At 43.8% G+C, this 24,011-nt stretch carries 15 protein-coding genes, 2 tRNA genes and 3 rRNA genes; 2 read left to right on the forward strand and 18 right to left on the reverse strand.

Annotated elements, in window-relative coordinates:
• Positions 1-62: 62 nt before the first annotated feature.
• From cysC to cysJ, 7 genes are all read right to left on the reverse strand, one after another.
• A complete protein-coding gene (cysC, locus tag M1F05_RS16245; protein ID WP_206086879.1) occupies positions 63-671 on the reverse strand; it encodes an adenylyl-sulfate kinase in 609 nt (202 codons plus the stop codon).
• Positions 672-675: 4 nt separating this feature from the next.
• On the reverse strand, positions 676-2,118 hold the full coding sequence (gene cysN, locus M1F05_RS16250; protein WP_206086864.1) for a sulfate adenylyltransferase subunit CysN: 1,443 nt from the start codon (positions 2,116-2,118) through the stop codon (positions 676-678).
• Between the two features lie 22 nt (positions 2,119-2,140).
• On the reverse strand, positions 2,141-3,049 hold the full coding sequence (gene cysD, locus M1F05_RS16255) for a sulfate adenylyltransferase subunit CysD (RefSeq protein ID WP_206086865.1): 909 nt from the start codon (positions 3,047-3,049) through the stop codon (positions 2,141-2,143).
• Between the two features lie 14 nt (positions 3,050-3,063).
• Positions 3,064-4,476 carry a siroheme synthase CysG gene (gene cysG, locus M1F05_RS16260; RefSeq protein ID WP_206086866.1) on the reverse strand — a complete coding sequence of 471 codons (1,413 nt, stop codon included), beginning with the start codon at positions 4,474-4,476 and terminating at the stop codon, positions 3,064-3,066.
• Between the two features lie 460 nt (positions 4,477-4,936).
• The gene (locus M1F05_RS16265; protein WP_206086867.1) at positions 4,937-5,671 is read right to left on the reverse strand and encodes a phosphoadenylyl-sulfate reductase; all 735 of its coding nucleotides are present in this window, start codon (positions 5,669-5,671) and stop codon (positions 4,937-4,939) included.
• Positions 5,668-7,401, reverse strand: coding sequence for an assimilatory sulfite reductase (NADPH) hemoprotein subunit (gene cysI / locus M1F05_RS16270; RefSeq protein WP_206086868.1), 1,734 nt, complete (start codon positions 7,399-7,401; stop codon positions 5,668-5,670). Before cysI ends, M1F05_RS16265 begins: the two co-directional genes overlap by 4 nt.
• On the reverse strand, positions 7,401-9,206 hold the full coding sequence (gene cysJ / locus M1F05_RS16275) for an NADPH-dependent assimilatory sulfite reductase flavoprotein subunit (RefSeq protein ID WP_206086869.1): 1,806 nt from the start codon (positions 9,204-9,206) through the stop codon (positions 7,401-7,403). The genes cysI and cysJ overlap by 1 nt, the downstream gene beginning before the upstream one ends.
• Positions 9,207-9,570: 364 nt before the next feature.
• Between cysJ and queD the strand changes: the two genes are divergently transcribed.
• Complete coding sequence (gene queD, locus M1F05_RS16280) at positions 9,571-9,936, forward strand: 6-carboxytetrahydropterin synthase QueD (RefSeq protein ID WP_206086870.1); 366 nt, start codon at positions 9,571-9,573, stop codon at positions 9,934-9,936.
• 63 nt (positions 9,937-9,999) lie between these two features.
• Here the strand turns inward: queD and queE are convergent, their stop codons facing one another.
• A complete protein-coding gene (queE, locus tag M1F05_RS16285; RefSeq protein WP_206086871.1) occupies positions 10,000-10,671 on the reverse strand; it encodes a 7-carboxy-7-deazaguanine synthase QueE in 672 nt (223 codons plus the stop codon).
• A 173-nt stretch (positions 10,672-10,844) separates the two neighbouring features.
• On the opposite strand from queE, the gene M1F05_RS16290 reads away from it, so the two are divergent.
• A complete protein-coding gene (locus tag M1F05_RS16290) occupies positions 10,845-12,212 on the forward strand; it encodes an amino acid permease (protein WP_206086872.1) in 1,368 nt (455 codons plus the stop codon).
• 56 nt (positions 12,213-12,268) lie between these two features.
• Here M1F05_RS16290 and megL read toward each other — a convergent pair whose 3' ends face one another.
• The 10 genes from megL to M1F05_RS16340 all read right to left on the reverse strand — a co-directional run bounded on the left by megL (position 12,269) and on the right by M1F05_RS16340 (position 23,913).
• Entirely contained in the window at positions 12,269-13,471 is a 1,203-nt protein-coding gene (gene megL / locus M1F05_RS16295) for a methionine gamma-lyase (RefSeq protein ID WP_206086873.1), read from the reverse strand.
• Between the two features lie 15 nt (positions 13,472-13,486).
• Positions 13,487-13,879 carry a hypothetical protein gene (locus M1F05_RS16300; protein ID WP_206086874.1) on the reverse strand — a complete coding sequence of 131 codons (393 nt, stop codon included), beginning with the start codon at positions 13,877-13,879 and terminating at the stop codon, positions 13,487-13,489.
• A 13-nt stretch (positions 13,880-13,892) separates the two neighbouring features.
• Positions 13,893-15,080 carry an FAD/NAD(P)-binding oxidoreductase gene (locus M1F05_RS16305; protein WP_206086875.1) on the reverse strand — a complete coding sequence of 396 codons (1,188 nt, stop codon included), beginning with the start codon at positions 15,078-15,080 and terminating at the stop codon, positions 13,893-13,895.
• Positions 15,081-15,302: 222 nt separating this feature from the next.
• Complete coding sequence (locus tag M1F05_RS16310; RefSeq protein WP_241016922.1) at positions 15,303-15,860, reverse strand: DUF1287 domain-containing protein; 558 nt, start codon at positions 15,858-15,860, stop codon at positions 15,303-15,305.
• An 87-nt stretch (positions 15,861-15,947) separates the two neighbouring features.
• Positions 15,948-16,739 carry an endonuclease/exonuclease/phosphatase family protein gene (locus tag M1F05_RS16315; protein WP_206086877.1) on the reverse strand — a complete coding sequence of 264 codons (792 nt, stop codon included), beginning with the start codon at positions 16,737-16,739 and terminating at the stop codon, positions 15,948-15,950.
• A 1,783-nt stretch (positions 16,740-18,522) separates the two neighbouring features.
• A 5S ribosomal RNA gene (gene rrf, locus M1F05_RS16320) occupies positions 18,523-18,638 on the reverse strand.
• Positions 18,639-18,779: 141 nt separating this feature from the next.
• Positions 18,780-21,686 (reverse strand): 23S ribosomal RNA (locus M1F05_RS16325).
• 329 nt (positions 21,687-22,015) lie between these two features.
• Positions 22,016-22,091 (reverse strand) — tRNA-Ala (locus tag M1F05_RS16330).
• 140 nt (positions 22,092-22,231) lie between these two features.
• A tRNA-Ile gene (locus M1F05_RS16335) sits at positions 22,232-22,308 on the reverse strand.
• Positions 22,309-22,373: 65 nt separating this feature from the next.
• Positions 22,374-23,913: ribosomal RNA gene (locus M1F05_RS16340) — 16S ribosomal RNA — on the reverse strand.
• The 16S, 23S and 5S rRNA genes sit together here with 2 tRNA genes alongside, the layout of an rRNA operon.
• Between the last annotated feature and the right edge of the window lie 98 nt (positions 23,914-24,011).

Below are 24,011 nucleotides of genomic sequence, written 5' to 3' on the forward strand. Positions count from 1 at the left end.
CTATCACCTTATTTTATCACTAAAGATCAAGATCTGTGATTTAAGATAATAGCTAAGTGGCATTAATAATCCATTTGAATGATATTATTGCGCAGTAATAGCGCAATAATATGAGAAAGAGAATCGGAGATAGGTTGCTGCCCGTCAAGCCGTAATTCAGGGCTTAAGGGTGTTTCATAAGGGGAGTCAATCCCTGTAAACTGTTTAATTTTCCCTTCTCGTGCTTGTTGATATAACCCTTTCGGGTCACGTTGTTCACACACATACACTGGCGTATCAACGTATAACTCAAAAAATTGGTTTGGTTCGAATAATTCACGAACACTTTGCCGATCCGATTGAAAAGGCGAAATAAACGCCGTTGCTACAACTAACCCCGCATCCACCATTAGTTTAGCAACTTCACCCACTCGCCGAATATTTTCTTGCCTGTCAGCCTCACTAAAACCAAGGTCACGACATAACCCATGGCGAATATTATCGCCATCCAATAAATAGGTTTTCACGCCAATCGAGGCCAGCTGGTGTTCAATGGCGCCCGCGAGTGTCGATTTACCCGACCCAGAGAGCCCAGTAAACCACAAGACGGCCCCTTTATGACCATTATTACTTTCCCGTAAAGGGCGCGTGACCACATGTTGATGCCATACAATATTGTTATCTTGAGTCATTGGTTTATTTTCCACCCAGTACGTCCCGAGCCCCCCAATGAGGAAAATGCCGGCGAATCAGCTGGTTAAGCTCAATTTCAAATTCACTAAATTCCCCCGTTGACTCAAAAATTGGCTCCTGTGCTTCTCGCACGAGTCCAGCCCCCACAGTCACATTCGTCAGCCTGTCGATAAAAATCATGCCCCCCGTGTCCGCATTGCGTTGGTAGTTTTCCAATAATAATGGCTCATCAAATGAAAACTCCACTAAACCAATGCCATTTAACGGTAATTCCGTTGCCACTTTTTGTGTGAGGTTATTCACATCCACTTGATATTGAATATTTTCAACTTTCCCTCGGCTGCGTTTTCCTGCAATTTTAATATCTAATTGCTGGCCTTGAACAAGGGGTTGTTCCGCCATCCACACCACATCAATCGACGCATGTTGCGTGGTTTGCAAGTTTTCGTTTTCTGCGACAATCAAATCGCCGCGGCTAATATCGATTTCATCATCCAACACCAACGTGATGGCTTCACCAGGTACGGCGAAATCCTGTAAGCCCGAAAATGTCACTATTTCCTTAATTTTGGCCGTTGCCCCCGATGGCAGCACTTTAATTGCTTGTCCAACTTGAACAATGCCTGACGACAGTGTGCCGCTGTAACCACGAAAATCTAAATTGGGTCTATTCACATATTGCACAGGAAAACGCAACGCTTGCTCTGAGGCTTTTTGCTCAACCTGCACATTTTCTAAAATAGACAATAACGTTTCCCCTTGATACCAAGGTAGTTGCTCACTCGGGTTAACAATATTGTCACCATCAAGGGCTGAAATCGGTACAAACCAAACATTCAGCTCGACGGGTAATTCAGTAGCAAACTGTTGGTAATCCTGTTTAATTTTGTCGAATACAGCTTCACTGTACTCCACCAGATCCATCTTATTCACCGCAACAATTAAATGACGGATCCCCAGCAATGTACTAATAAAACTGTGGCGGCGAGTTTGCTCTTGCACGCCTTTTCGAGCATCGATCAACAAAATAGAAAGTGAGCAAGTTGATGCACCTGTCGCCATATTGCGGGTATATTGCTCATGTCCTGGGGTATCTGCGATGATAAATTTGCGCTTTTCTGTCGAAAAATAGCGATATGCCACATCGATGGTGATCCCTTGCTCACGTTCCGCAGCAAGGCCATCCACCAACAGGGCGAGATCAAGCTTTTCCCCTTGGGTGCCCATTCGCTTACTATCGCTTTGCAGTGTTGTGAGCTGATCTTGGTAAATTTGGCGAGTATCGTGCAATAAACGACCAATTAATGTACTTTTCCCATCATCCACATTGCCACAGGTTAAAAAACGCAAAAGTCCTTTTTGCTGTTGCGCAAGTAAGTAAGGTTCCACGCCACCTTGCTGCTCAATTTGCAGCGCGATTGATTCGTTATAAACGGCTTGTGCCATAATTTGCTCCTTATCTTGCGAATTAAAAGTAACCTTGGCGCTTTTTAAGCTCCATAGATGCAGACTGGTCACTATCGATTAACCGCCCTTGTCGCTCACTCGTGGTCGAAATCAACATTTCTTCAATGATTTCAGGCAATGTTTGGGCTTGAGACTCAACCGCGCCAGTTAGCGGCCAGCAGCCTAACGTTCGAAAACGTACTTGCTGTTGACTGATCACCTCTCCGACTTTTAAATCAATTCGGTCATCATCCACCATTAGCAAAGTACCATTTCGCTGGATCACCGGGCGCTCTTTCGCAAAATACAGCGGAACAATATCGATATTCTCCAAGTAGATATACTGCCAAATATCCAACTCTGTCCAATTCGAAAGTGGGAATACGCGAATACTTTCCCCCTTGTTGATCTGACTGTTATAATTGTGCCAAAGTTCAGGGCGCTGGTTTTTTGGATCCCAACGATGAGATCGGTCTCTAAATGAGTAGATCCGCTCTTTTGCTCGGGATTTTTCTTCGTCACGCCGCGCGCCACCAAAAGCCGCATCAAAACCGTATTTATCAAGTGCTTGTTTCAATCCTTCCGTTTTCATGATATCCGTGTGCTTTGCACTGCCATGTACAAAGGGGTTAATTCCCAACTTTTCCCCTTCAGGGTTACGGTGAATCAATAATTCAAAACCGTATTTTTGTGCGGTAGCATCACGAAACTCATACATTTCGCGGAATTTCCACCCTGTATCCACATGTAACAATGGAAAAGGTAATTTCCCAGGATAGAAAGCTTTGCGCGCTAAATGCAACATCACAGAAGAGTCTTTACCGATGGAATACAGCATCACAGGGTTTGCGAACTCAGCGGCAACTTCACGAATAATATGAATACTTTCAGCCTCTAACTGCTGCAAGTGGGTCAATTTTTTCTCGTTCACGACAATCTCCATCATTAAGCCAGTTCCAGCACAGCGCTACGCCAGCGGATATCTTCTGTTTGCGAACCAAACCATGCGAGCTCATTGTGTAATGCTGTAACCTCGCCAATCACAATCAATGCAGGTGCGGGTGCTTGTTGGGCAAGTGCCTCGAGGTCATGCAATTGACCTGTTACCACTTTTTGGTCTCGTCGTGTCCCACTCCCCACAACGGCGACAGGGGTGTCACTCGCGCGACCAAATTTAATCAATTGCTCACTGATATTGGCCGCCTTTACGGTGCCCATATAAATCGCTAATGTTTGCTGACCGCGAGCCAATGCCTGCCAATCCAGATCCGCGCCATTTTCACGGCAATGTCCAGTAATAAACGTGATGCTTTGCGAGTGTTCTCGGTGAGTGAGAGGAATTCCTGCATAAGCCGTCGCGCCGATTGCAGCGGTTACACCTGGCACCACTTGGAAAGGGATCCCTGCTTTTGCGGCAACTTGTAATTCCTCACCGCCACGACCGAAAACAAACGGATCGCCGCCTTTTAATCTCACCACTTTTTTACCTTGCTGAGCAAATTTCACGATCATTTCATTGGTTTCTTCTTGAGAAACACTGTGATTGCCCGCTCGTTTACCCACACAAATTTTGTCAGCATCACGGCGTACTAATTCGAGGATCTCCTCGCTCACCAAATGGTCGTATAAAACCACTTCCGCGCTTTGTAATACTCTCAGCCCTTTTAATGTAAGCAGTCCTGCATCACCGGGGCCTGCACCGACTAAAACCAATTCTCCACGGTTATCTTGCTCATAAAGCTGGCGTTCAAGCTGTTGTTCCGCTTCGCTTAACTGGCCTTTTTCCACCAAAGAGGCAAAGCGCCCACTAAAACTTTTTTCCCAGAAACGCTTTCTTTCTCGCATATTACTCAACGTCTCTTTGACTTTACCGCGCCAACGCCCTGCGATTTCGGCCATCTTGCCTAACGATAATGGCAGCATGGTTTCCAATTTTTCTCTAAGTAAACGCGCCAACACAGGGGCGGTTCCACCAGAAGATATCGCCACAATCACAGGCGAGCGGTCGATAATCGAAGGCACGATAAACGAACACAGCGGCTGGTCATCAACCACGTTGACAAAAATTTTGCGCTCATTGGCATCGTAAAACACGGTTTCATTGAGGAGCGCGTCATCCGTTGCTGCAATCACTAAAAAAGCATCATCCAACAGCGAAGAAAGGTACTCTTGTGCCAACCACTCAAAGTGGCCTTGCTGATGCTGTGTTTGTAATTGAGGACATAACGACGGGGAGATCACCACAAGCTTAGCCTGTGCTTTGATGAGCAATTCGGCCTTGCGCGCGGCCACTACACCGCCGCCAATTAACACCACTTTGCGCGTACGTACATCGACAAATAACGGTAAATAATCCATCTTGCTCACCCATCGTTATACAAACAAATTATATGAAACATAAAATTGACTATATGGCGTAAAAGTTAAGGTTTGAAATGCTAAAAAAATATGACTTGTAACAGAAAGGAATAAGCCAAATACTCATTAATTAGCAACAAATAGAGACCAAAAACACCAAATAGACAAAACTTAACTTAAACTTTATTTTGAAAGTAAATTTATAAAAATTAAGGAATATCTATTTTTTAGATATAAACATCCCTTTGTAATTAAACAAATATTTTATTAAATCCATCACTATTTAGACTCTAAACTAAAACTATAGCTTGGGTTACAAATAACTAATACTCTAAATAATTCATGTTGTCCCTAGGCGATAAGTAAATGAGTCGCTAGGAACATACACAAGTATGTGACTAAGGTAGCTGAGCGCAGACAACAACGCTGCAGTTTGAAATATGACGGGGATGACGAGTATTTAGTTTTCATGAAGCCCACACTCCCTCTTTAGGCCAAAGAAACGCGTATCTTCCTCATTCATGCCCGCTTCCCATTTGCGGGTTGTATGAGTATCCCCAACAGATAAATATCCCTTCTCCCACAACGGATGGTAAGGCAAGTTATGCTTTGTTAGGTATTCATAGACTTGCTTATTATTCCAATCAATCACGGGTAGAATTTTAAAAATCCCTTTGCCTATGCCAAGCACAGATAAATTTGCACGGCTTGCAGATTGCTCTCGCCTTAACCCTGAAAACCAGCTCTGCGCCTGTAGTTCATGTAAAGCTCTTTCCATGGGCTCCACTTTGTTCAATTGGTTATAATGTTCTATCCCTTCAATACCTTGCGTCCAAAGCTGCCCATGAATTGCTTCTTGCCAAGCGGGTGTTTGTTTCGCGCGATAAACCTGTAAATTCAGGTGTAATCTTTCCGTTAATTGCTCAATAAATTGATAGGTTTCAGGAAAAAGATAACCTGTATCCGTCAATATTACAGGGATTTCAGGTAATACTTGCGTCACCATATGTAAGGTAAGTGCCGCTTGAATACCAAAACTGGATGACAATACAAATTGTATGGGTAAATTTTCAACTGCCCATTCAATGCGCAGCTGCGCAGTCTTATTTTCCAATTGAGTATTAAACTCAGACAAATACTCCGTTTGCTGCTCTTTATCTAACCCAATAACGTCTGCAAGCTGAAGTCGGCTCATACCGCCTCCTTAACCTCATAGAAATCCACAGCAGAATTTAGCACAGGCTTCACAACCTCAGTACGGATCAGAAAATCACCAAACCCCTCTTGTGCTAAGCGGTTTTTCGCCCAATCGCCAATAAGATCATCAAGGATGGATAAAATTTCTGCGCTGCTAATATTTTCACGATACATACGAGGAATACGAGTCCCAATGCGGTTGCCACCAAGGTGTAAGTTATACCTATCTAACGCTTTCCCCACTAACCCGACTTCCGCCAGCATCGCTCTTCCACATCCATTTGGGCAACCTGTGATACGCAAAACGATGTGCTCATCTGCCACATGGTGTGCTGCCATAATATTCTCAACATGGGTCGTAAACTCGGGTAAAAAGCGTTCGGCTTCCGCCATTGCCAGAGGGCATGTCGGAAAGGAAACACAGGCCATGGAATTTTCACGCTGTGGTGTAATGACATCGCTCATTAACCCATGGGCTCTCGCAATGGCTTCAATAGTCGCTTTTTCACTTTCGGGCACACCCGCTACGATGAGATTTTGGTTAGCCGTTAAGCGAAAATCCCCTTGGTGGATACGTGCTATTTCTGCAACACCCGTTTTCAACGGCCTATCTGCTAAATCAATTAATCGACCATTTTCAATAAATAATGTTAAGTGCCAACGATCATCTATCCCTTTAAGCCAGCCAATCTTGTCACCGCGTTCGGTAAATTCATAATGGCGGATCGGCTCAAAATTCACGCCTGCACGCTTTTCAACCTCAGCTTTAAAAGTGTCAACACCCACGCGTTCTAAGGTGTATTTCGTTTTGGCATTTTTACGCTCAGTACGGTTCCCCCAATCACGCTGTGTGGTGACAATCGCTTCCGCAACTGCCAATGTTTTGTCTAATGGAATAAAACCAAATTCACTGGCTAAACGTGGAAATGTTGCGGTATCCCCGTGAGTCATTGCTAACCCGCCGCCCACTAACACATTAAAACCAATCAACTCACCATCTTCAGCAATCGCCACAAAGTTCATGTCATTAGCGTGTAAATCCACATCGTTCAATGGCGGAATGACGACTGAGGTTTTAAATTTTCGTGGTAGGTAAGTTTGGCCTAAAATCGGCTCTTCATCCGTGGTCACTACTTTTTCTTTATCTAGCCAGATTTCGGCGTAAGCACTGGTGCGAGGCAGCAGATGCTCAGAAATTTTCTTTGCCCATTCATACGCTTGCTGATGTAATTCTGATTGCACAGGGTTAGATGTACATAACACATTACGGTTAACATCGTTTGCCGTAGCGAGTGCATCCAAGCCAACATGGCTTAACATTTGGTGGGCAGGTTTTACATCCCCTTTAAGGATGCCATGAAACTGAAACGTCTGACGATTTGTAATGCGCACACTGCCATATAATGTGTGTTCTGAGGCAAATTTATCAATATCAAGCCATTGTTTTGGCGTGATAATTCCCCCAGGTAAGCGACAGCGCAACATCATTGCGTGGCGAGGCTCTAATTTTTGCTCAGCTCGCTCAGCGCGAATATCACGATCATCCTGCTGGTACATGCCATGAAAGCGGATTAATAAAAAATTGTCCCCATCAAAGCCACCTGTTAAGCCATTTTTTAAGTCCTCCTTAATGGTACCGCGCAAATAGTTACTGTCTTGCTTCATACGTTCGCTATCGGCTAACTTGCCTTCGACGATTAAGGGTTTTTGTTGCTGTTCATTGCTCATTAATAAACATCCCTCTGATAACGGCGCATTACGCGCAGCTCACTTAAAAATTCATCGGCAGCCTCAATGTCCATGTTGCCGTATTGACCGATGATATCCAATAAAGCCTGTTCAACATCTTTCGCCATACGGTTTGCATCACCACAGACGTAAATATGTGCGCCTTCTTGCAGCCATTGCCACACCGCTTCCCCTTGTTCACGCAACTTGTCCTGTACATAGATTTTTTGTTGTTGATCGCGCGACCAAGCCAAAGAAATTTGCGTTAATAAGCCCTCTTTCACATAGCGCTGCCATTCCACTTGATACAAAAAATCATCGACAAAATGGGGGTTACCAAAAAACAACCAGTTTTTCCCCGTTGCGCCGTCGTTATCTCGTTGTTGTAAGAAAGCACGGAATGGAGCAATCCCCGTTCCTGGGCCAATCATAATGACAGGCGTTTCTGGGTTCGCAGGTAAACGGAAATTATCATTGTGTTCAATGAAAATACGTAGCTCATCACCTTCATTGAGTCTGTCAGCTAAAAAACCCGATGCGCCCCCAGTACGCAAGCGACCATCAATGTCATAGCGCACCACCCCTACCGTGACATGAACTTCGTCTTCAGCCTCTGACTGAGACGATGAAATGGAGTATAAACGAGGCGTTAATGGGCGCAGCAAATCAATAAACTCTTGTGCACTTGGCTGAGATGCCGCTTGGCGCACCATGTCCACAATTGGCGTATTTTGTGCGTAATGCAAAATGGCTTGCTTATCACTGATCAGCGATAACAATGCATCGTCTTTAGAAAGTTGAGCGTATTTTTCCACAATCACTGGGGTATTTTGCGTTAACTCTAATTGGTAAATTAATGCATCACGTAAAGAGTGGCGTTGAGTCCCAATAAAGACGTCTTCGTCGCCCTTTAGCCACAGTAATGCCACCAGCTCATCAACTAAAGCAGGGTCATTATCGAACCACACACCTAACGCATCCCCTGGTTGATAACGCAGGCCTGAATCTCCTAAATCAATTTCAATGTGCCGCACGTCTTTTTGTGAATCTCGGCTGGTGAGTTTCTGGTTACTGAGCAGCGATGCCGTTAATGGCGCGGTTTTACTGTACGGGGAAGTGTGAATTTCATTCATACTTCCCGCTTGTGCAGACAACAACTGACTGTCGCTTTGTGCGGGTACACGCGCTTTTAAAATACGGGTTAAATTTTCGACCCATTCATCGGCAATGGATTGGTATTCCACATCCGCATCAATACGCTCAAATAATGATTTCGCACCCAACAAGGCTAGTTGTGAATCAAAATCTTTGCCTGCTTGGCAAAATTTTTCATAAGAAGAATCGCCCAGTGCAAATACCGCGTATTGCGTTTGGGATAAATCAGGAGCTTTTTTCGAGAACAGGTACTTGTAAAGCGCAACCGCCTCTTCTGCTGGCTCCCCTTCTCCTTGAGTCGATGCCACAATAACCAACACTTTTTCTTGGTTAATTTGCTTAAACTTATAGTCGCCCGCGTTTACTAAATGGACATTAATTTTTTCACCAACTAAACGCTCCCTAAGCTGTTCCGATAAACGGCGGGCATTCCCCGTTTGCGATGCAGAAATAATTGTCACGGTTTCTTGAGCCGCAGCAGGGGCATTCACAGACACATCCGTGGCTGCCGTTTGGTTTACCATTCCCCATAAATACCCCGACAGCCATGCAAGCTGATGAGATGAAAAATCGTCGACCGCAGTTTGTAAACGCGCTAATTGCTCAGTTGATATTGGCAGCAATGTTAATGGCGGCTGTTTTTTTGTCATTATCCTGTAACCCCAGTGTCGCTCATCGTTGAGTTTGTCTTACAATCGAGTGAAATGGGCAAATTTGTTCAGCCACTCGCTCGGAAAAGTTCTAAAACCTATCGCTCAATCGTTTCCCTAAATAATTCAGGTAGCAAAGCAAAAAATGCCGAGTTACCTCCAATATGCAGGGTATACGATTAGGTTATAACAACCGTCAATAACGGGATAAGAAACGATAGCCATAAATCATAACTAAAAAGCCTAAATCAATTACCAGATGGATCATATGGATAAAACAGGTTAGCGATAATTTGGCAAATAACGACAATCTGCTCTAAAAATACAGTACAATACGCTGTTTATTAACACTAAGGAGCCACTAATGAGCACAACTATCTATAAAGATTTCACCTTCGAAGCTGCACACAAATTACCCCACGTTCCTGAGGGGCATAAGTGTGGACGCCTTCATGGGCATTCTTTCATGGTGCGTTTGGAAATCACGGGTGAAGTCGATGCACACAGTGGCTGGATCATTGATTTTTCTGAGGTCAAAGGGATATTCAAACCGATTTGGGAACAACTAGACCACCATTACTTGAATGATATTGCAGGCTTAGAGAACCCAACAAGTGAAGTTTTAGCACAGTGGATTTGGCAACAAACGAAACCCCATTTGCCATTACTCAGCGCGGTCACCGTGAAAGAAACCTGTACTGCGGGCTGTGTTTATCGCGGGGAAGCTTAAATAATACCATTATGTAGAGTGGTTTTGCCCCAGCCATATCACTTTTTATGGCTGGGGTTTCAATTATTGAATATTTAAATACTTATGTGTTTGAATGGATAAACGCCAATTTCGTTGAATACACATATCAATACACAATTTTGTGGCTGCTGTTTTTTGGCTGATCGGTTGCAATGCAACAATTGGCGGGTTAACTGATGTACGCAGCGCTAAAATAGCTTCTAGAGCCTCAATATCTTTTTCCCGTGCAACAGGATGTTTAACCTCATTTGCTCGGTTAACTGCCTGAGCCAAAACTTTAAGCCCACCTTTCATACCCACTTTTGGTGAAACCGTTACCCATGTTTTTTCTGTGCATTGAATAGGGTAAGTTCCGCTGGTTTCAATCTGGCATTGATACCCGCTTTGTTCTAATGACTCCGTTAGTGGCGTTAAATCATAAATACAAGGTTCTCCCCCTGTAATCACAATATGCTTTGCTGTAAACCCCTTCGTTTTCATCAATTGAATCAATTCGTCGCTATCAGCCATAGCCCATGTATCTGAATCAAGCGTCTTTAATACGATATCACCAAGGGTGGTTTGTTTGTCTTGTTCTTTTTCCCACGTTTGCTTGGTATCACACCAGCTACACCCTACTGGGCAGCCTTGTAAACGAATAAAAACTGCTGGAACACCTGTAAAAACCCCCTCTCCCTGCAATGTTTGGAAGATTTCATTAATTGGGTATTTCATATCACTCCTAAATTAGTTAACTAAGTGGACATTATATTGCAGATATCTATCTCACGAACAAGGGAGTTTGTGATAATGTAGCCATCTTGGGTTCAATAATGTACGTCCAACTTAATAAACAATACCGAAATTACATTCGGAACGATATCTCCTAAGAAAAGACAGGAAAAGACATGCAAAGTAGTCAAACAAACCAACTCAGAAAGGGACTGAGTGTCAGGCACATTCGCTTTATGGCTTTAGGGTCTGCGATTGGGACTGGTTTATTCTATGGTTCCGCATCCGCAATTCAAGCTGCGGGTCCTGCAGTTCTGCTGGCCTATATGGTTGGCGGTGCTGCCGTATTTATGGTCATGCGCGCTTTAGGCGAAATGGCCGTTCATCATCCTGTCCCTGGTTCTTTCTCGCACTACGCTAGCCATTATATGGGCCCCCTCGCAGGCTTTTTAACGGGTTGGAATTATGTCTTTGAAATGCTGGTTGTTTGCTTAGCAGATATCACCGCTTTTGGGATGTATATGGGCTTTTGGTTCCCAGATGTTGATCAATGGATATGGGTATTAAGCATTGTATTATTTATCGGTGCGCTAAATTTATGCCACGTCAAAATCTTCGGTGAAATGGAGTTCTGGCTATCCATAGTGAAAGTTTCTGCAATCATTGCGATGATTATCGGTGGAACCTTCTTGATGTTTTACGGCTTTGGCCAAGAAACTGACCATGCTGTAGGCATCCAAAACTTGTGGGAACATGGCGGTTTTATGCCAAATGGTATTTCGGGGGTGATTGCTTCTCTTGCCATTGTTATGTTTGCTTTTGGTGGAATTGAGGTGATTGGGATCACAGCCAGCGAAGCGCAAAACCCAGAAAAAACCATCCCGAAAGCCATTAATGCGGTGCCTCTTCGCATCTTATTATTCTATGGGTTAACGTTATTTATCCTGATGTGTATCTATCCATGGAACCAAATTGGTCAAAATGGTAGCCCATTTGTCCAAATTTTCTCCAGTTTAAATATCGCATCCGCCGCAAATATTTTGAACGTTGTGGTTATCACAGCAGCAATTTCTGCAATTAATAGTGATATTTTTGGCGCAGGCCGCATGATGTATGGCATGGCACAAGACAAACAGGCGCCACAAGTTTTTACTAAGCTGACGAAAAACGGTGTGCCTTGGGTCACTGTTTTAGTGATGTCTGTCGTGATGTTATTAGGTGTGTACCTGAACTACCTGCTACCAGAGAAAATCTTTGTCATTATTGCTTCGATTGCGACATTCGCAACCGTCTGGGTTTGGTTGATGATACTACTATCCCAAGTCGCTATGCGCCGTCAAATGAGCAAAGAAGAGGTTAAAAAACTGAAGTTCCCTGTGCCATTCTGGCCTGTAGGGCCTGCGATTACTATCGCCTTTATGGTATTCGTTATTGCATTGCTCGGCTTTTTTAAAGATACACAAGTGGCGCTGCTAGTTGGGTTTGCGTGGGTCGCGATACTCAGCGTGACCTTCTTCATTATGCGTAAATTTCAAACCAAATAACCGTTCGTATTCGTAATACAGAGCCCAATATCACAATGATATTGGGCTTTTTTTCATTATGCTAACGCTTGTTTAAGATCTTCAATCAAATCTCTCGTACTCTCGAGCCCAATTGATAAGCGAATTAACCCATCACTAATCCCGTACTGTTGCCGTTCTTCAGCGGTATAAGTTGAATGAGTCATACTTGCAGGGTGCTGAGCAAGGGATTCACAATCTCCCAAACTAACCGCTCGAGCAAATAAATTTAAACGGTTCAGAAATTGCTTACCAGCCTCAAGTCCACCTTTAAGTTCAAACGCAATCATTCCCCCAAATAATCTCATTTGCCTTTGAGCCAGCTCATATTGGGCAAAACTAGGTAACCCAGGATACATCACTTGAGCAACATGAGGATGTGATTCTAAATACTCGGCCACTATTTGCGTGCTTTCTACAATACGCTCCATACGAACAGGGAGGGTTTTCATTCCTCGTAACACAAGATTTGCATCATGAGGAGATAAACAAGCCCCTGTCATATCCTTGAGCCCTACCAATCTAATTTGTTTCGCTAAGGCTTCTGTCGTCACAACAGCCCCCGCCATTACATCACCGTGACCATTCATATATTTTGTCAATGAATGAATAACGATATCAGCCCCTAATTCTAATGGCTTTTGAATATAAGGCGTACAATAGGTATTATCTACTACCGTGAATATTTCCTGTTGGTGAGCTTGTCGGTATTGATGAACTATATCGCTTACCGTTTTAATATCTACCAAACGCATATTTGGATTCGCTGGTGATTCAAAAAATATAATGCGTGTTTTATCGGTTAATTCGCGAGCAATATTCTCTGGTGCACTCATATCAATATGGCGAACCTTCACACCAAAGCGTGCTAAACCATGATGAAAAAATGCATAAGTACAACCATATACGGTCATATCCACCAACAATTCATCACCTGGGCTCAATAACGTCCAAAGTGTTGATGTTATCGCTCCCATGCCAGAAGAAAATACAATTCCAGCTTCCCCTTCCTCTAAATCTGCAATTCGTTTTTCTAAAAGACTCAAGGTTGGGTTGTTGATACGAGTATAAATATAACCATTCGATTCACCACTAAAGCAGGCAGCGCCTTCTTCTACACTGTCAAAAACATAAGTTGATGTCTGGTAAATAGGTGCAGTTAGTGAACCTAAATTTTTGATAGGATCGTAATAATTATGTATCACACGAGTATCAAAAGAATACAATTTATCTAAAATCATACCACCTCCGAAATATTACCCCTCCTGGGTCTTATTCAATCGAGAACCAACAATTTGTAAAGTTCGTAAAACGGTACTTATTCCACGTAATGTATCGGGATCTTTTAATAAACTATAAACAGAACGAAAATTATGTGTTTTATCTGAATATTTGGCTTCCATCTTTGCCATGTTATAAGCGGTACCTAATTCCCACACTGGCGTTAAAGTATCCTCAAAACTATTTGCTAATTTTTCTACCGTCCCCGTATCCATAATATCTACGAGGTCAGATAATAAAGATAATAAATCAACTATATTGTCAAAACGCTGTAAATATAATAATGGGGCTATTTTTTCCGCTAAATGATTTGCAGGTTCGCTATTTAGTAATTCCAGAAGTTTTGCTTGTTGATCATTACTTGACATGATTATTCTCCTATTACACTAAACCACGAATAGCAGCCCAATATATTCCTCGATTAAAACCATTTCTTAATAACCCTCCCACTTTTGTTGCTGGGGTAGGAATTACATCATGCTTATAATCGTATTGTAATGGCATCCCCGCATTAAGCCCCATTTGGGCAACAGCTTGGACACGCCCATCATAAATAGCGGAAGGGTATCCATAAGTAAGCTCTCCGCAAATATTATCTGCAATTATGGCGGCCTGATTATGACAGCTTCCTCCTGCTTTACTTATTGGCAAATCAACAGTGTCACCAATAACATAAACACCATCTGTACCATATACTTGCATAGTTTCATGGTCCGTTGGTAACCAACCTTCACCATTTTTATGTTCGCTTAAATTTGTATTCACTACGGCTTCAACCGCTGTAATTGGAGGTGTGCTAATTAAAATATCAAATGGTTGCTCATCCCCCTCTTTCGAATAAGCAATTTTTTTATCTGGATCGACCTTGTTTAAGGTAAAGCCGCGCTGGGCTTTGATGTTTTTAATATTAAAAATTTCAGGTATCGCTTCACATACAGGTTGCTGTAAAAACAAACAATTCCTCAGTAATTGTGAAACCGTCGGGTAAGTATAAACAATTTCAATATTATCCCGAACTCGCCGTTTACGTAAGAACTCATCAAGCATCAATGTTGTTTCCATTGGTGCTATTCCACATTGGTGAGGTACATTTGGTGTTTCAGGAAATGATACTGTAATAAAAATACGTCCCTTTTCAATCTTAGCAATTTGATCCGCTAATTTTCTTGCAGCATCATAAGCATAAAAATGATTTCCTATCTCTTTCAATCCTTCAATTCTATCTGGCCTCGGTACGCATCCTGTAGCGACAACTAAAAAATCATAATTATATTTTTTTCCACTTCTAGAGTGTAGTTCTTTATTTTTAAAATCGAATGATTCAATTTTATCAATCTCTAATTGAATTTCAGGTCTTAATAGTGAACTCTGATCTCTCATCAATTCTTCTTTAAAAAATAAATTGAATGCAACATACATAAAGGCTGGTTTGTAATAATGAATAGGATTATCAGTGATGAGTGTTACTTTTATTTTTTTTGAGAAAATTTCTTTGTTCAGTTTTCGGGACAATATGTTTGCCAACATTGTTCCACCTGTACCACCACCAACGATCACTATATTTATCATAACATCTCCAAACTAAATATTTAAAATGGATGGCAAGACATCAATTAAATTAAAAAACTGATACCTTTTAAATATAGTTCAATTCTAATAATTACCAATACAATTAATTGAATATAATTCAACTAACAACAAGAAAAATTAATCACACTAAAATATAAATACCCATGAATAAATTAATGATAAAAACTATCATCACTGTAACCATTTTAGTTTAAAAAAAATTCAATAAGAATAATGACCTATCAATTTCCATTTAAATAAAACATCTTCCGTGACTTGACCATAACCAATATTATGCATAATCAAATAATTTTTATTATTAACAGATTTTATAGAGGTCACAATGCCAATATGTGGTCTTCCATTATCTAATCGCCATGTAACAATATCACCTGGCACATAATCTTTTGTATCTTTAGTGACAGGTTTTTCCTGTCCTTTACGTGAGAAAAAAACTTCTAAATTAGGCACTCTGCGGTGATCAATATTGGTATCCGTTTTACGCAGCCCCCAAATACGCTGACTCGGATATTTGCTAAAATTCGATTTCATATCCTCATGTACTAATTTTTGTAGATCAATCCCCATTTTTCGATAACTGCGAATAACAACATCAGAACAAACGCCGTAATGTTCTGGAATATCACCATTAGGATAAGAGATCTGTCGATATGCTGGATCATAAATAACAAAACGAGGGAGCGCTTCTGCATGTTTAGCTAACGTTAAATTAGCACTACTTGCAGTGTGAGAAAGGGCTAATAATAAAATAGCTGACATTATAGTTTTCAAAGAGATACTCTCCATATCAATATATGAATAAAATCTACAATAAAAACAGAGAAAAATAAGGTGTGAAAATCTTAATTATCTAGACACATCAAACCGAGTGATAATCGGGTTATGATCAGAAGCATCTGTGATTAATACTTTACTATCAATAGCTTTGAGCCCGCGATAAAAAACATAATCTAGCGGTCGACCAAAAGCTTTGGTCCGTAAATCCTCATCAATCGTAATTTCTTTTAACCCCACACTGCGAATGAAGCGTTTTAGCGCATTCACCCTTTGTCGACTCCATGCGTTAAAATCCCCCGCAAGAATCACAGGGCCAACATGTTTACTAATATGAATACCAAGCTTATTCAATTGCCTTGTATAAACATCAACCCCAAAGCTAAAGTTAATAGCATGGACATTTGCCACCATTAATTGCTGCCCATTAGGTAAGGGATAAACCGTAATCAACGCTGATTTAGCGAGCCGAAGCAGTGGTTCTTTTTCTCGTAATGGGCAGCAATAAATAGGATGAGCAGTGGCAAGGGTCATCACTCCCGACGGATGGGGAGAAAAAGGAAGAGCAGGGACTTGATCTGCAATAAGCTGCTCAGAAGCAGCAAAAGAAATCAACTCAGGGGACATTTGAGCTTCTTGTAATAAGATCAACTTACGACCTTTAACCAGCTCGCTTAAAGCTATTTTCCAATTTGGCCGTTGCTGTTTATAAATGTTCCATATAACAACATCGAGAGTTTCGCTGGCAGCAAACAAAGGTAACCCGATTGGGAGAGATTCCCCTAGCATATGCACAGGTGTCGGCTGAATACGTTTAGCGGGTTGACCTGCAATATATCGAACTGAATAGGTTCTTTTCGCCAAATTCAACTTCCTACTTATCTCAATGAAATGATAAATTCTACGCTTTATAACTTATCTCTGTAGCCAGTATACCAAACACACCCTGTTATGGCCTATCAAATTTAGTGAATAACATCTTTCGCTCGGCAATATCGTTCAATAAACAGTTACCCTATCCATATCCCGAATGACTCATTGACGCTCTTCCAACTCTAGCCTTACAAAGAAATGAAAAAGCCATCATGAGGAATACAAGTAGTAATCAAGCAGAAATTAATAGCGACAATACAGGCAAAATATTCTAAAAAAAAGACTGTAGGAAAAATCCTTAGAATTGAGTATTCCGAGTCTAAGGACCAATCAAGTGCTAAGAGAGAAAAACAGTGAACAAAAAATACGACCTAAGAGACAACGAAAGTGATGAAAACTGTGATAACACAAGTTAATTACTGAGCGGATTATTGATTAATTTAGTTTTTTCTTCCTTAGCCCATTAGAGAAACAACCAGAGGAGTTAATCAAGAAAATATCCTCTACTCATCTAAGCGACAAAATACAAGTCACTTACTGAGCTGACGACTAATTAGCTTATTAGTCTTTCATACTCTTTTCCTGTATAAACGTCGCTTTATCAGAGTCAGCGATGGGGGCTTATGCATGATCACAAATAATAAGAAGATAAGAATCGCACAGGATAAGAAAAATAATAATCCTCAGTTAGTTAATGACGACATGAACAACCGATTAGCCTAGAAGGTCTCATCATCATAAGCCAGAGCGATGAAAAAACAGTTAATGACTAAGCAAACCCATGACAATAAGTGCCATAAACACAGAGGGCGGCGATTTAGGACAGTAAAATAAGGGGGATGTTCGGATGAAAAATGAAGTAACAACAGTGAGTTACTAAGAGGATTTTTGATAAGCTTAGAAGAATTTCTCCGCTTTAATCACAAGTCATAATGACGTGAGCACACAACGATGAGTTGCTAAGTGGACTATTGATAAGCTTGCAAAGATTTCTCCGCTTTAATCACAAGTCATAATGACGTGAGCACAGAACACGGGTAACACAACGACTGGTTGCTGAGGGGATTATTGATAAGCTTACAAAGATCACCCCGTTTTAACCACAAGCCATAATGACGTGAACACAGAAATACAGAACTCTAATAACACAATGATTAGTTGCCAAGTGGACTATTGATAAGCTTGCAAAGATCCCCCCGTATTAATCATAAGCCATAATGACGTGAACACAGAACACGGATCACACAACGATGAGTTGCTAAGTAGATTATTGATAAGCTTACAAAGATCACCCCGTTTTAACCACAAGCCATAATGACGTGAACACAGAACACGGATCACACAACGATGAGTTGCTGAGGGGATTATTAATAAGCTTACAAGGATTTCTCCGCTTTAATCACAAGTCATAACGACGTGAACACAGAAACACAGAACTCTAATAACACAATGATGAGTTGCCAAGTGGACTATTGATAAGCTTGCAAAGATCCCCCCGTTTTAATCACAAGCCATAACGACGTGAACACAGAACACGGATCACACAACGATGAGTTGCTAAGTAGATTATTGATAAGCTTAGAAGAATTTCTACGTTTTAATCACAAGTCATAATGACGTGAACACAGAACACGGGTAACACAACGATTGGTTGCTGAGGGGATTATTGATTCGCTTAGCTTGCGTTATTTATCTCGTCATCTCGGCCTTTTCTTGGCCCCATTCCCCAAACGCAAAAAAGCCACCCATTGGGTGGCTTTCTCACTAATTTAATGTCTGGCAGTTCCCTACTCTCACATGGGGAGACCCCACACTACCATCGGCGCTACGGCGTTTCACTGCTGAGTTCGGCATGGGGTCAGGTGGGACCACCGCGCTATTGCCGCCAGACAAATTCGGTTTGTTCCCGTTTAGCGCATTTCTTCACTAAACCAGAACATCAATCTTGAACAAGCTGTGTGTCCGTCACCTTTCGGCTTCTCACCCACATTCGAAAACTATCTCGTCTCTCTAAAACACCTTCGGTGTTGTCAGGTTAAGCCTCACGGTTCATTAGTATTGGTTAGCTCAACGTATCGCTACGCTTACACACCCAACCTATCAACGTCTTAGTCTTAAACGTTCCTTTAGGACCCTTAAAGAGTCAGGGAAGACTCATCTCAAGGCAAGTTTCCCGCTTAGATGCTTTCAGCGGTTATCTTTTCCGCACTTAGCTACCGGGCAATGCCATTGGCATGACAACCCGAACACCAGTGGTGCGTCCACTCCGGTCCTCTCGTACTAGGAGCAGCCCCTTTCAATCTTCCAACGCCCACGGCAGATAGGGACCGAACTGTCTCACGACGTTCTAAACCCAGCTCGCGTACCACTTTAAACGGCGAACAGCCGTACCCTTGGGACCTACTTCAGCCCCAGGATGTGATGAGCCGACATCGAGGTGCCAAACACCGCCGTCGATATGAACTCTTGGGCGGTATCAGCCTGTTATCCCCGGAGTACCTTTTATCCGTTGAGCGATGGCCCTTCCATTCAGAACCACCGGATCACTAAGACCTACTTTCGTACCTGCTCGAGCCGTCACTCTCGCAGTCAAGCTGGCTTATGCCTTTGCACTAACCGCATGATGTCCGACCATGCTTAGCCAACCTTCGTGCTCCTCCGTTACTCTTTGGGAGGAGACCGCCCCAGTCAAACTACCCACCAGACACTGTCCGCACCCCAGATAATGGGGCAACGTTAGAACATCAAACATTAAAGGGTGGTATTTCAAGGTTGGCTCCACGCAGACTGGCGTCCACGCTTCAAAGCCTCCCACCTATCCTACACATCAAGGCTCAATGTTCAGTGTCAAGCTATAGTAAAGGTTCACGGGGTCTTTCCGTCTTGCCGCGGGTACACTGCATCTTCACAGCGAGTTCAATTTCACTGAGTCTCGGGTGGAGACAGCCTGGCCATCATTACGCCATTCGTGCAGGTCGGAACTTACCCGACAAGGAATTTCGCTACCTTAGGACCGTTATAGTTACGGCCGCCGTTTACTGGGGCTTCGATCAAGAGCTTCTCCTTACGGATAACCCCATCAATTAACCTTCCAGCACCGGGCAGGCGTCACACCGTATACGTCCACTTTCGTGTTTGCACAGTGCTGTGTTTTTAATAAACAGTTGCAGCCAGCTGGTATCTGCGACTGGCTTCAGCTCCATGGGTAAACCACTTCACCTAATGCCAGCGTGCCTTCTCCCGAAGTTACGGCACCATTTTGCCTAGTTCCTTCACCCGAGTTCTCTCAAGCGCCTGAGTATTCTCTACCTGACCACCTGTGTCGGTTTGGGGTACGATTAATGATAATCTAGAGCTTAGAGGCTTTTCCTGGAAGCGGGGTATGAGCTACTTCGCCACCGTAGTGACTCGTCATCAGACCTCAGCATATAGTGAACCGGATTTGCCTAATTCACCTGCCTACATCCTTAAACCGGGACAACCGTCGCCCGGCCAGCCTAACCTTCTCCGTCCCCCCATCGCAATTATCACCAGTACGGGAATATTAACCCGTTTCCCATCGACTACGCATTTCTGCCTCGCCTTAGGGGTCGACTCACCCTGCCCCGATTAACGTTGGACAGGAACCCTTGGTCTTCCGGCGTGCGGGTTTTTCACCCGCATTATCGTTACTTATGTCAGCATTCGCACTTCTGATACCTCCAGCATACCTCACAGTACACCTTCACAGGCTTACAGAACGCTCCCCTACCCAACAATATCTAAATATCGCTGCCGCAGCTTCGGTGCATAGTTTAGCCCCGTTACATCTTCCGCGCAGGCCGACTCGACCAGTGAGCTATTACGCTTTCTTTAAATGATGGCTGCTTCTAAGCCAACATCCTGGCTGTCTGAGCCTTCCCACTTCGTTTCCCACTTAACTATGACTTTGGGACCTTAGCTGGCGGTCTGGGTTGTTTCCCTCTTCACGACGAACGTTAGCACCCGCCGTGTGTCTCCCGTGATAACATTCTTCGGTATTCGTAGTTTGCATCGAGTTGGTAAGTCGGGATGACCCCCTAGTCGAAACAGTGCTCTACCCCCGAAGATGAGTTCACGAGGCGCTACCTAAATAGCTTTCGGGGAGAACCAGCTATCTCCCGGTTTGATTGGCCTTTCACCCCCAGCCACAAGTCATCCGCTAATTTTTCAACATTAGTCGGTTCGGTCCTCCAGTTAGTGTTACCCAACCTTCAACCTGCCCATGGCTAGATCACCGGGTTTCGGGTCTATACCCTGCAACTCATTCGCCCAGTTAAGACTCGGTTTCCCTACGGCTCCCCTATACGGTTAACCTTGCTACAGAATATAAGTCGCTGACCCATTATACAAAAGGTACGCAGTCACACCCCAAAGGGTGCTCCCACTGCTTGTACGTACACGGTTTCAGGTTCTATTTCACTCCCCTCGCCGGGGTTCTTTTCGCCTTTCCCTCACGGTACTGGTTCACTATCGGTCAATCAGGAGTATTTAGCCTTGGAGGATGGTCCCCCCATATTCAGACAGGATAACACGTGTCCCGCCCTACTCGTCGAGTTCACAACACCAACACCTTCGGATACGGGGCTATCACCCTTTACTGCCAGCCTTTCCAGACTGTTCTCCTGATGCTAATGCTGATTAAGACTCTGGGCTGCTCCCCGTTCGCTCGCCGCTACTAGGGGAATCTCGGTTGATTTCTTTTCCTCGAGGTACTGAGATGTTTCAGTTCCCTCGGTTCGCCTCGTTTGACTATGTATTCATCAAACGATAGTGCAACGAATTGCACTGGGTTTCCCCATTCGGATATCGTCGGTTATAACGGTTCATATCACCTTACCGACGCTTTTCGCAGATTAGCACGTCCTTCATCGCCTCTGATTGCCTAGGCATCCACCGTGTACGCTTAGTCGCTTAACCTCACAACCCGAAATTGTTTCAACGTTCACTTTACTGTCATGGCTGTGCGTGGTGAACTTCTTCGTTGGGCAGTGCTCGCCATGCTCACGTACCTATGTACGCTGCGCTGGCTGTGCGCTGTCCGCCTTGAATTTCACACTGCTCGCGCATGCCGCTCGAGTTAGTGACCGAAAATTTCAGGTCTGAAATTTTGAGAGACTCTCACATTGTTTAAGCGATAAACAATGTGCGTTGTTTTCAATTTTCAGCTTGTTCCAGATTGTTAAAGAGCATAATTATTCGCAATAGACTATTTGACTAATCTATTCTGAATAATCAGAAAAAATTTATGGTGGAGCTAAGCGGGATCGAACCGCTGACCTCCTGCGTGCAAGGCAGGCGCTCTCCCAGCTGAGCTATAGCCCCATAAAGGTTTTTTTAGTATCGATTAATCTCCTGATAAGATTCTTTCTTACTCGGAGGTCTTTTTTCTTAGGCAAGGCGTGGATTAGCGACGTTTACTTTTGGGTAAACAAGCTGAACCATAACGCAGCATAAGAGAAAAGTGGTAGGCCTGAGTGGACTTGAACCACCGACCTCACCCTTATCAGGGGTGCGCTCTAACCACCTGAGCTACAAGCCTATCGATACCGCACTTTAATTTCATCAGACAATCTGTGTGAGCACTTCACAAAAACACTTCAATGGTAAGGAGGTGATCCAACCGCAGGTTCCCCTACGGTTACCTTGTTACGACTTCACCCCAGTCATGAATCACAAAGTGGTAAGCGCCCTCCCGAAGGTTAAGCTACCTACTTCTTTTGCAACCCACTCCCATGGTGTGACGGGCGGTGTGTACAAGGCCCGGGAACGTATTCACCGTAGCATTCTGATCTACGATTACTAGCGATTCCGACTTCATGGAGTCGAGTTGCAGACTCCAATCCGGACTACGACGTACTTTATGAGTTCCGCTTGCTCTCGCGAGGTCGCTTCTCTTTGTATACGCCATTGTAGCACGTGTGTAGCCCTACTCGTAAGGGCCATGATGACTTGACGTCATCCCCACCTTCCTCCGGTTTATCACCGGCAGTCTCCTTTGAGTTCCCGACCGAATCGCTGGCAACAAAGGATAAGGGTTGCGCTCGTTGCGGGACTTAACCCAACATTTCACAACACGAGCTGACGACAGCCATGCAGCACCTGTCTCAGAGTTCCCGAAGGCACTAAAGCATCTCTGCTAAATTCTCTGGATGTCAAGAGTAGGTAAGGTTCTTCGCGTTGCATCGAATTAAACCACATGCTCCACCGCTTGTGCGGGCCCCCGTCAATTCATTTGAGTTTTAACCTTGCGGCCGTACTCCCCAGGCGGTCGATTTAACGCGTTAGCTCCGAAAGCCACTCCTCAAGGGAACAACCTTCAAATCGACATCGTTTACAGCGTGGACTACCAGGGTATCTAATCCTGTTTGCTCCCCACGCTTTCGCACCTGAGCGTCAGTCTTTGTCCAGGGGGCCGCCTTCGCCACCGGTATTCCTCCACATCTCTACGCATTTCACCGCTACACATGGAATTCTACCCCCCTCTACAAGACTCTAGCTGACCAGTCTTAGATGCCATTCCCAGGTTAAGCCCGGGGATTTCACATCTAACTTAATCAACCGCCTGCGTGCGCTTTACGCCCAGTAATTCCGATTAACGCTTGCACCCTCCGTATTACCGCGGCTGCTGGCACGGAGTTAGCCGGTGCTTCTTCTGTCGGTAACGTCAATCGTTGATGATATTAGCATCAACGCCTTCCTCCCGACTGAAAGTACTTTACAACCCTAGGGCCTTCTTCATACACGCGGCATGGCTGCATCAGGCTTGCGCCCATTGTGCAATATTCCCCACTGCTGCCTCCCGTAGGAGTCTGGGCCGTGTCTCAGTCCCAGTGTGGCTGATCATCCTCTCAGACCAGCTAGGGATCGTCGCCTAGGTGAGCCATTACCTCACCTACTAGCTAATCCCATATGGGTTCATCCGATAGCGCAAGGACCGAAGTTCCCCTGCTTTGCTCCTTAGAGATTATGCGGTATTAGCTACCGTTTCCAGTAGTTATCCCCCTCTATCGGGCAGATCCCCATACATTACTCACCCGTCCGCCGCTCGTCAGCGGGAAGCAAGCTTCCCCTGTTACCGCTCGACTTGCATGTGTTAGGCCTGCCGCCAGCGTTCAATCTGAGCCATGATCAAACTCTTCAATTAAAAAGCTTGATGCTCAAAGAATGTTTACTGTCGTATGTCTTCTTACGAAAACATATTACCTATTAGTTCATATATATGAATTAACGTGTTAGTCACTC

This window comes from Providencia sp. PROV252, assembly GCF_033676005.1.
Classification (GTDB): domain Bacteria; phylum Pseudomonadota; class Gammaproteobacteria; order Enterobacterales; family Enterobacteriaceae; genus Providencia; species Providencia vermicola.

Bases quoted from the DNA above. Each gene is read 5' to 3' on its own strand.
- cysC (WP_206086879.1), bottom strand. From the start codon at position 671: ATGACTCAAGATAACAATATTGTATGGCATCAACATGTGGTCACGCGC.
- cysN (WP_206086864.1), bottom strand. From the start codon at position 2,118: ATGGCACAAGCCGTTTATAACGAATCAATCGCGCTGCAAATTGAGCAG.
- cysG (WP_206086866.1), bottom strand. From the start codon at position 4,476: ATGGATTATTTACCGTTATTTGTCGATGTACGTACGCGCAAAGTGGTG.
- M1F05_RS16265 (WP_206086867.1), bottom strand. From the start codon at position 5,671: ATGAGCCGACTTCAGCTTGCAGACGTTATTGGGTTAGATAAAGAGCAG.
- cysI (WP_206086868.1), bottom strand. From the start codon at position 7,401: ATGAGCAATGAACAGCAACAAAAACCCTTAATCGTCGAAGGCAAGTTA.
- cysJ (WP_206086869.1), bottom strand. From the start codon at position 9,206: ATGACAAAAAAACAGCCGCCATTAACATTGCTGCCAATATCAACTGAG.
- queD (WP_206086870.1), top strand. From the start codon at position 9,571: ATGAGCACAACTATCTATAAAGATTTCACCTTCGAAGCTGCACACAAA.
- queE (WP_206086871.1), bottom strand. From the start codon at position 10,671: ATGAAATACCCAATTAATGAAATCTTCCAAACATTGCAGGGAGAGGGG.
- M1F05_RS16290 (WP_206086872.1), top strand. From the start codon at position 10,845: ATGCAAAGTAGTCAAACAAACCAACTCAGAAAGGGACTGAGTGTCAGG.
- megL (WP_206086873.1), bottom strand. From the start codon at position 13,471: ATGATTTTAGATAAATTGTATTCTTTTGATACTCGTGTGATACATAAT.
- M1F05_RS16300 (WP_206086874.1), bottom strand. From the start codon at position 13,879: ATGTCAAGTAATGATCAACAAGCAAAACTTCTGGAATTACTAAATAGC.
- M1F05_RS16305 (WP_206086875.1), bottom strand. From the start codon at position 15,080: ATGATAAATATAGTGATCGTTGGTGGTGGTACAGGTGGAACAATGTTG.
- M1F05_RS16310 (WP_241016922.1), bottom strand. From the start codon at position 15,860: ATGTCAGCTATTTTATTATTAGCCCTTTCTCACACTGCAAGTAGTGCT.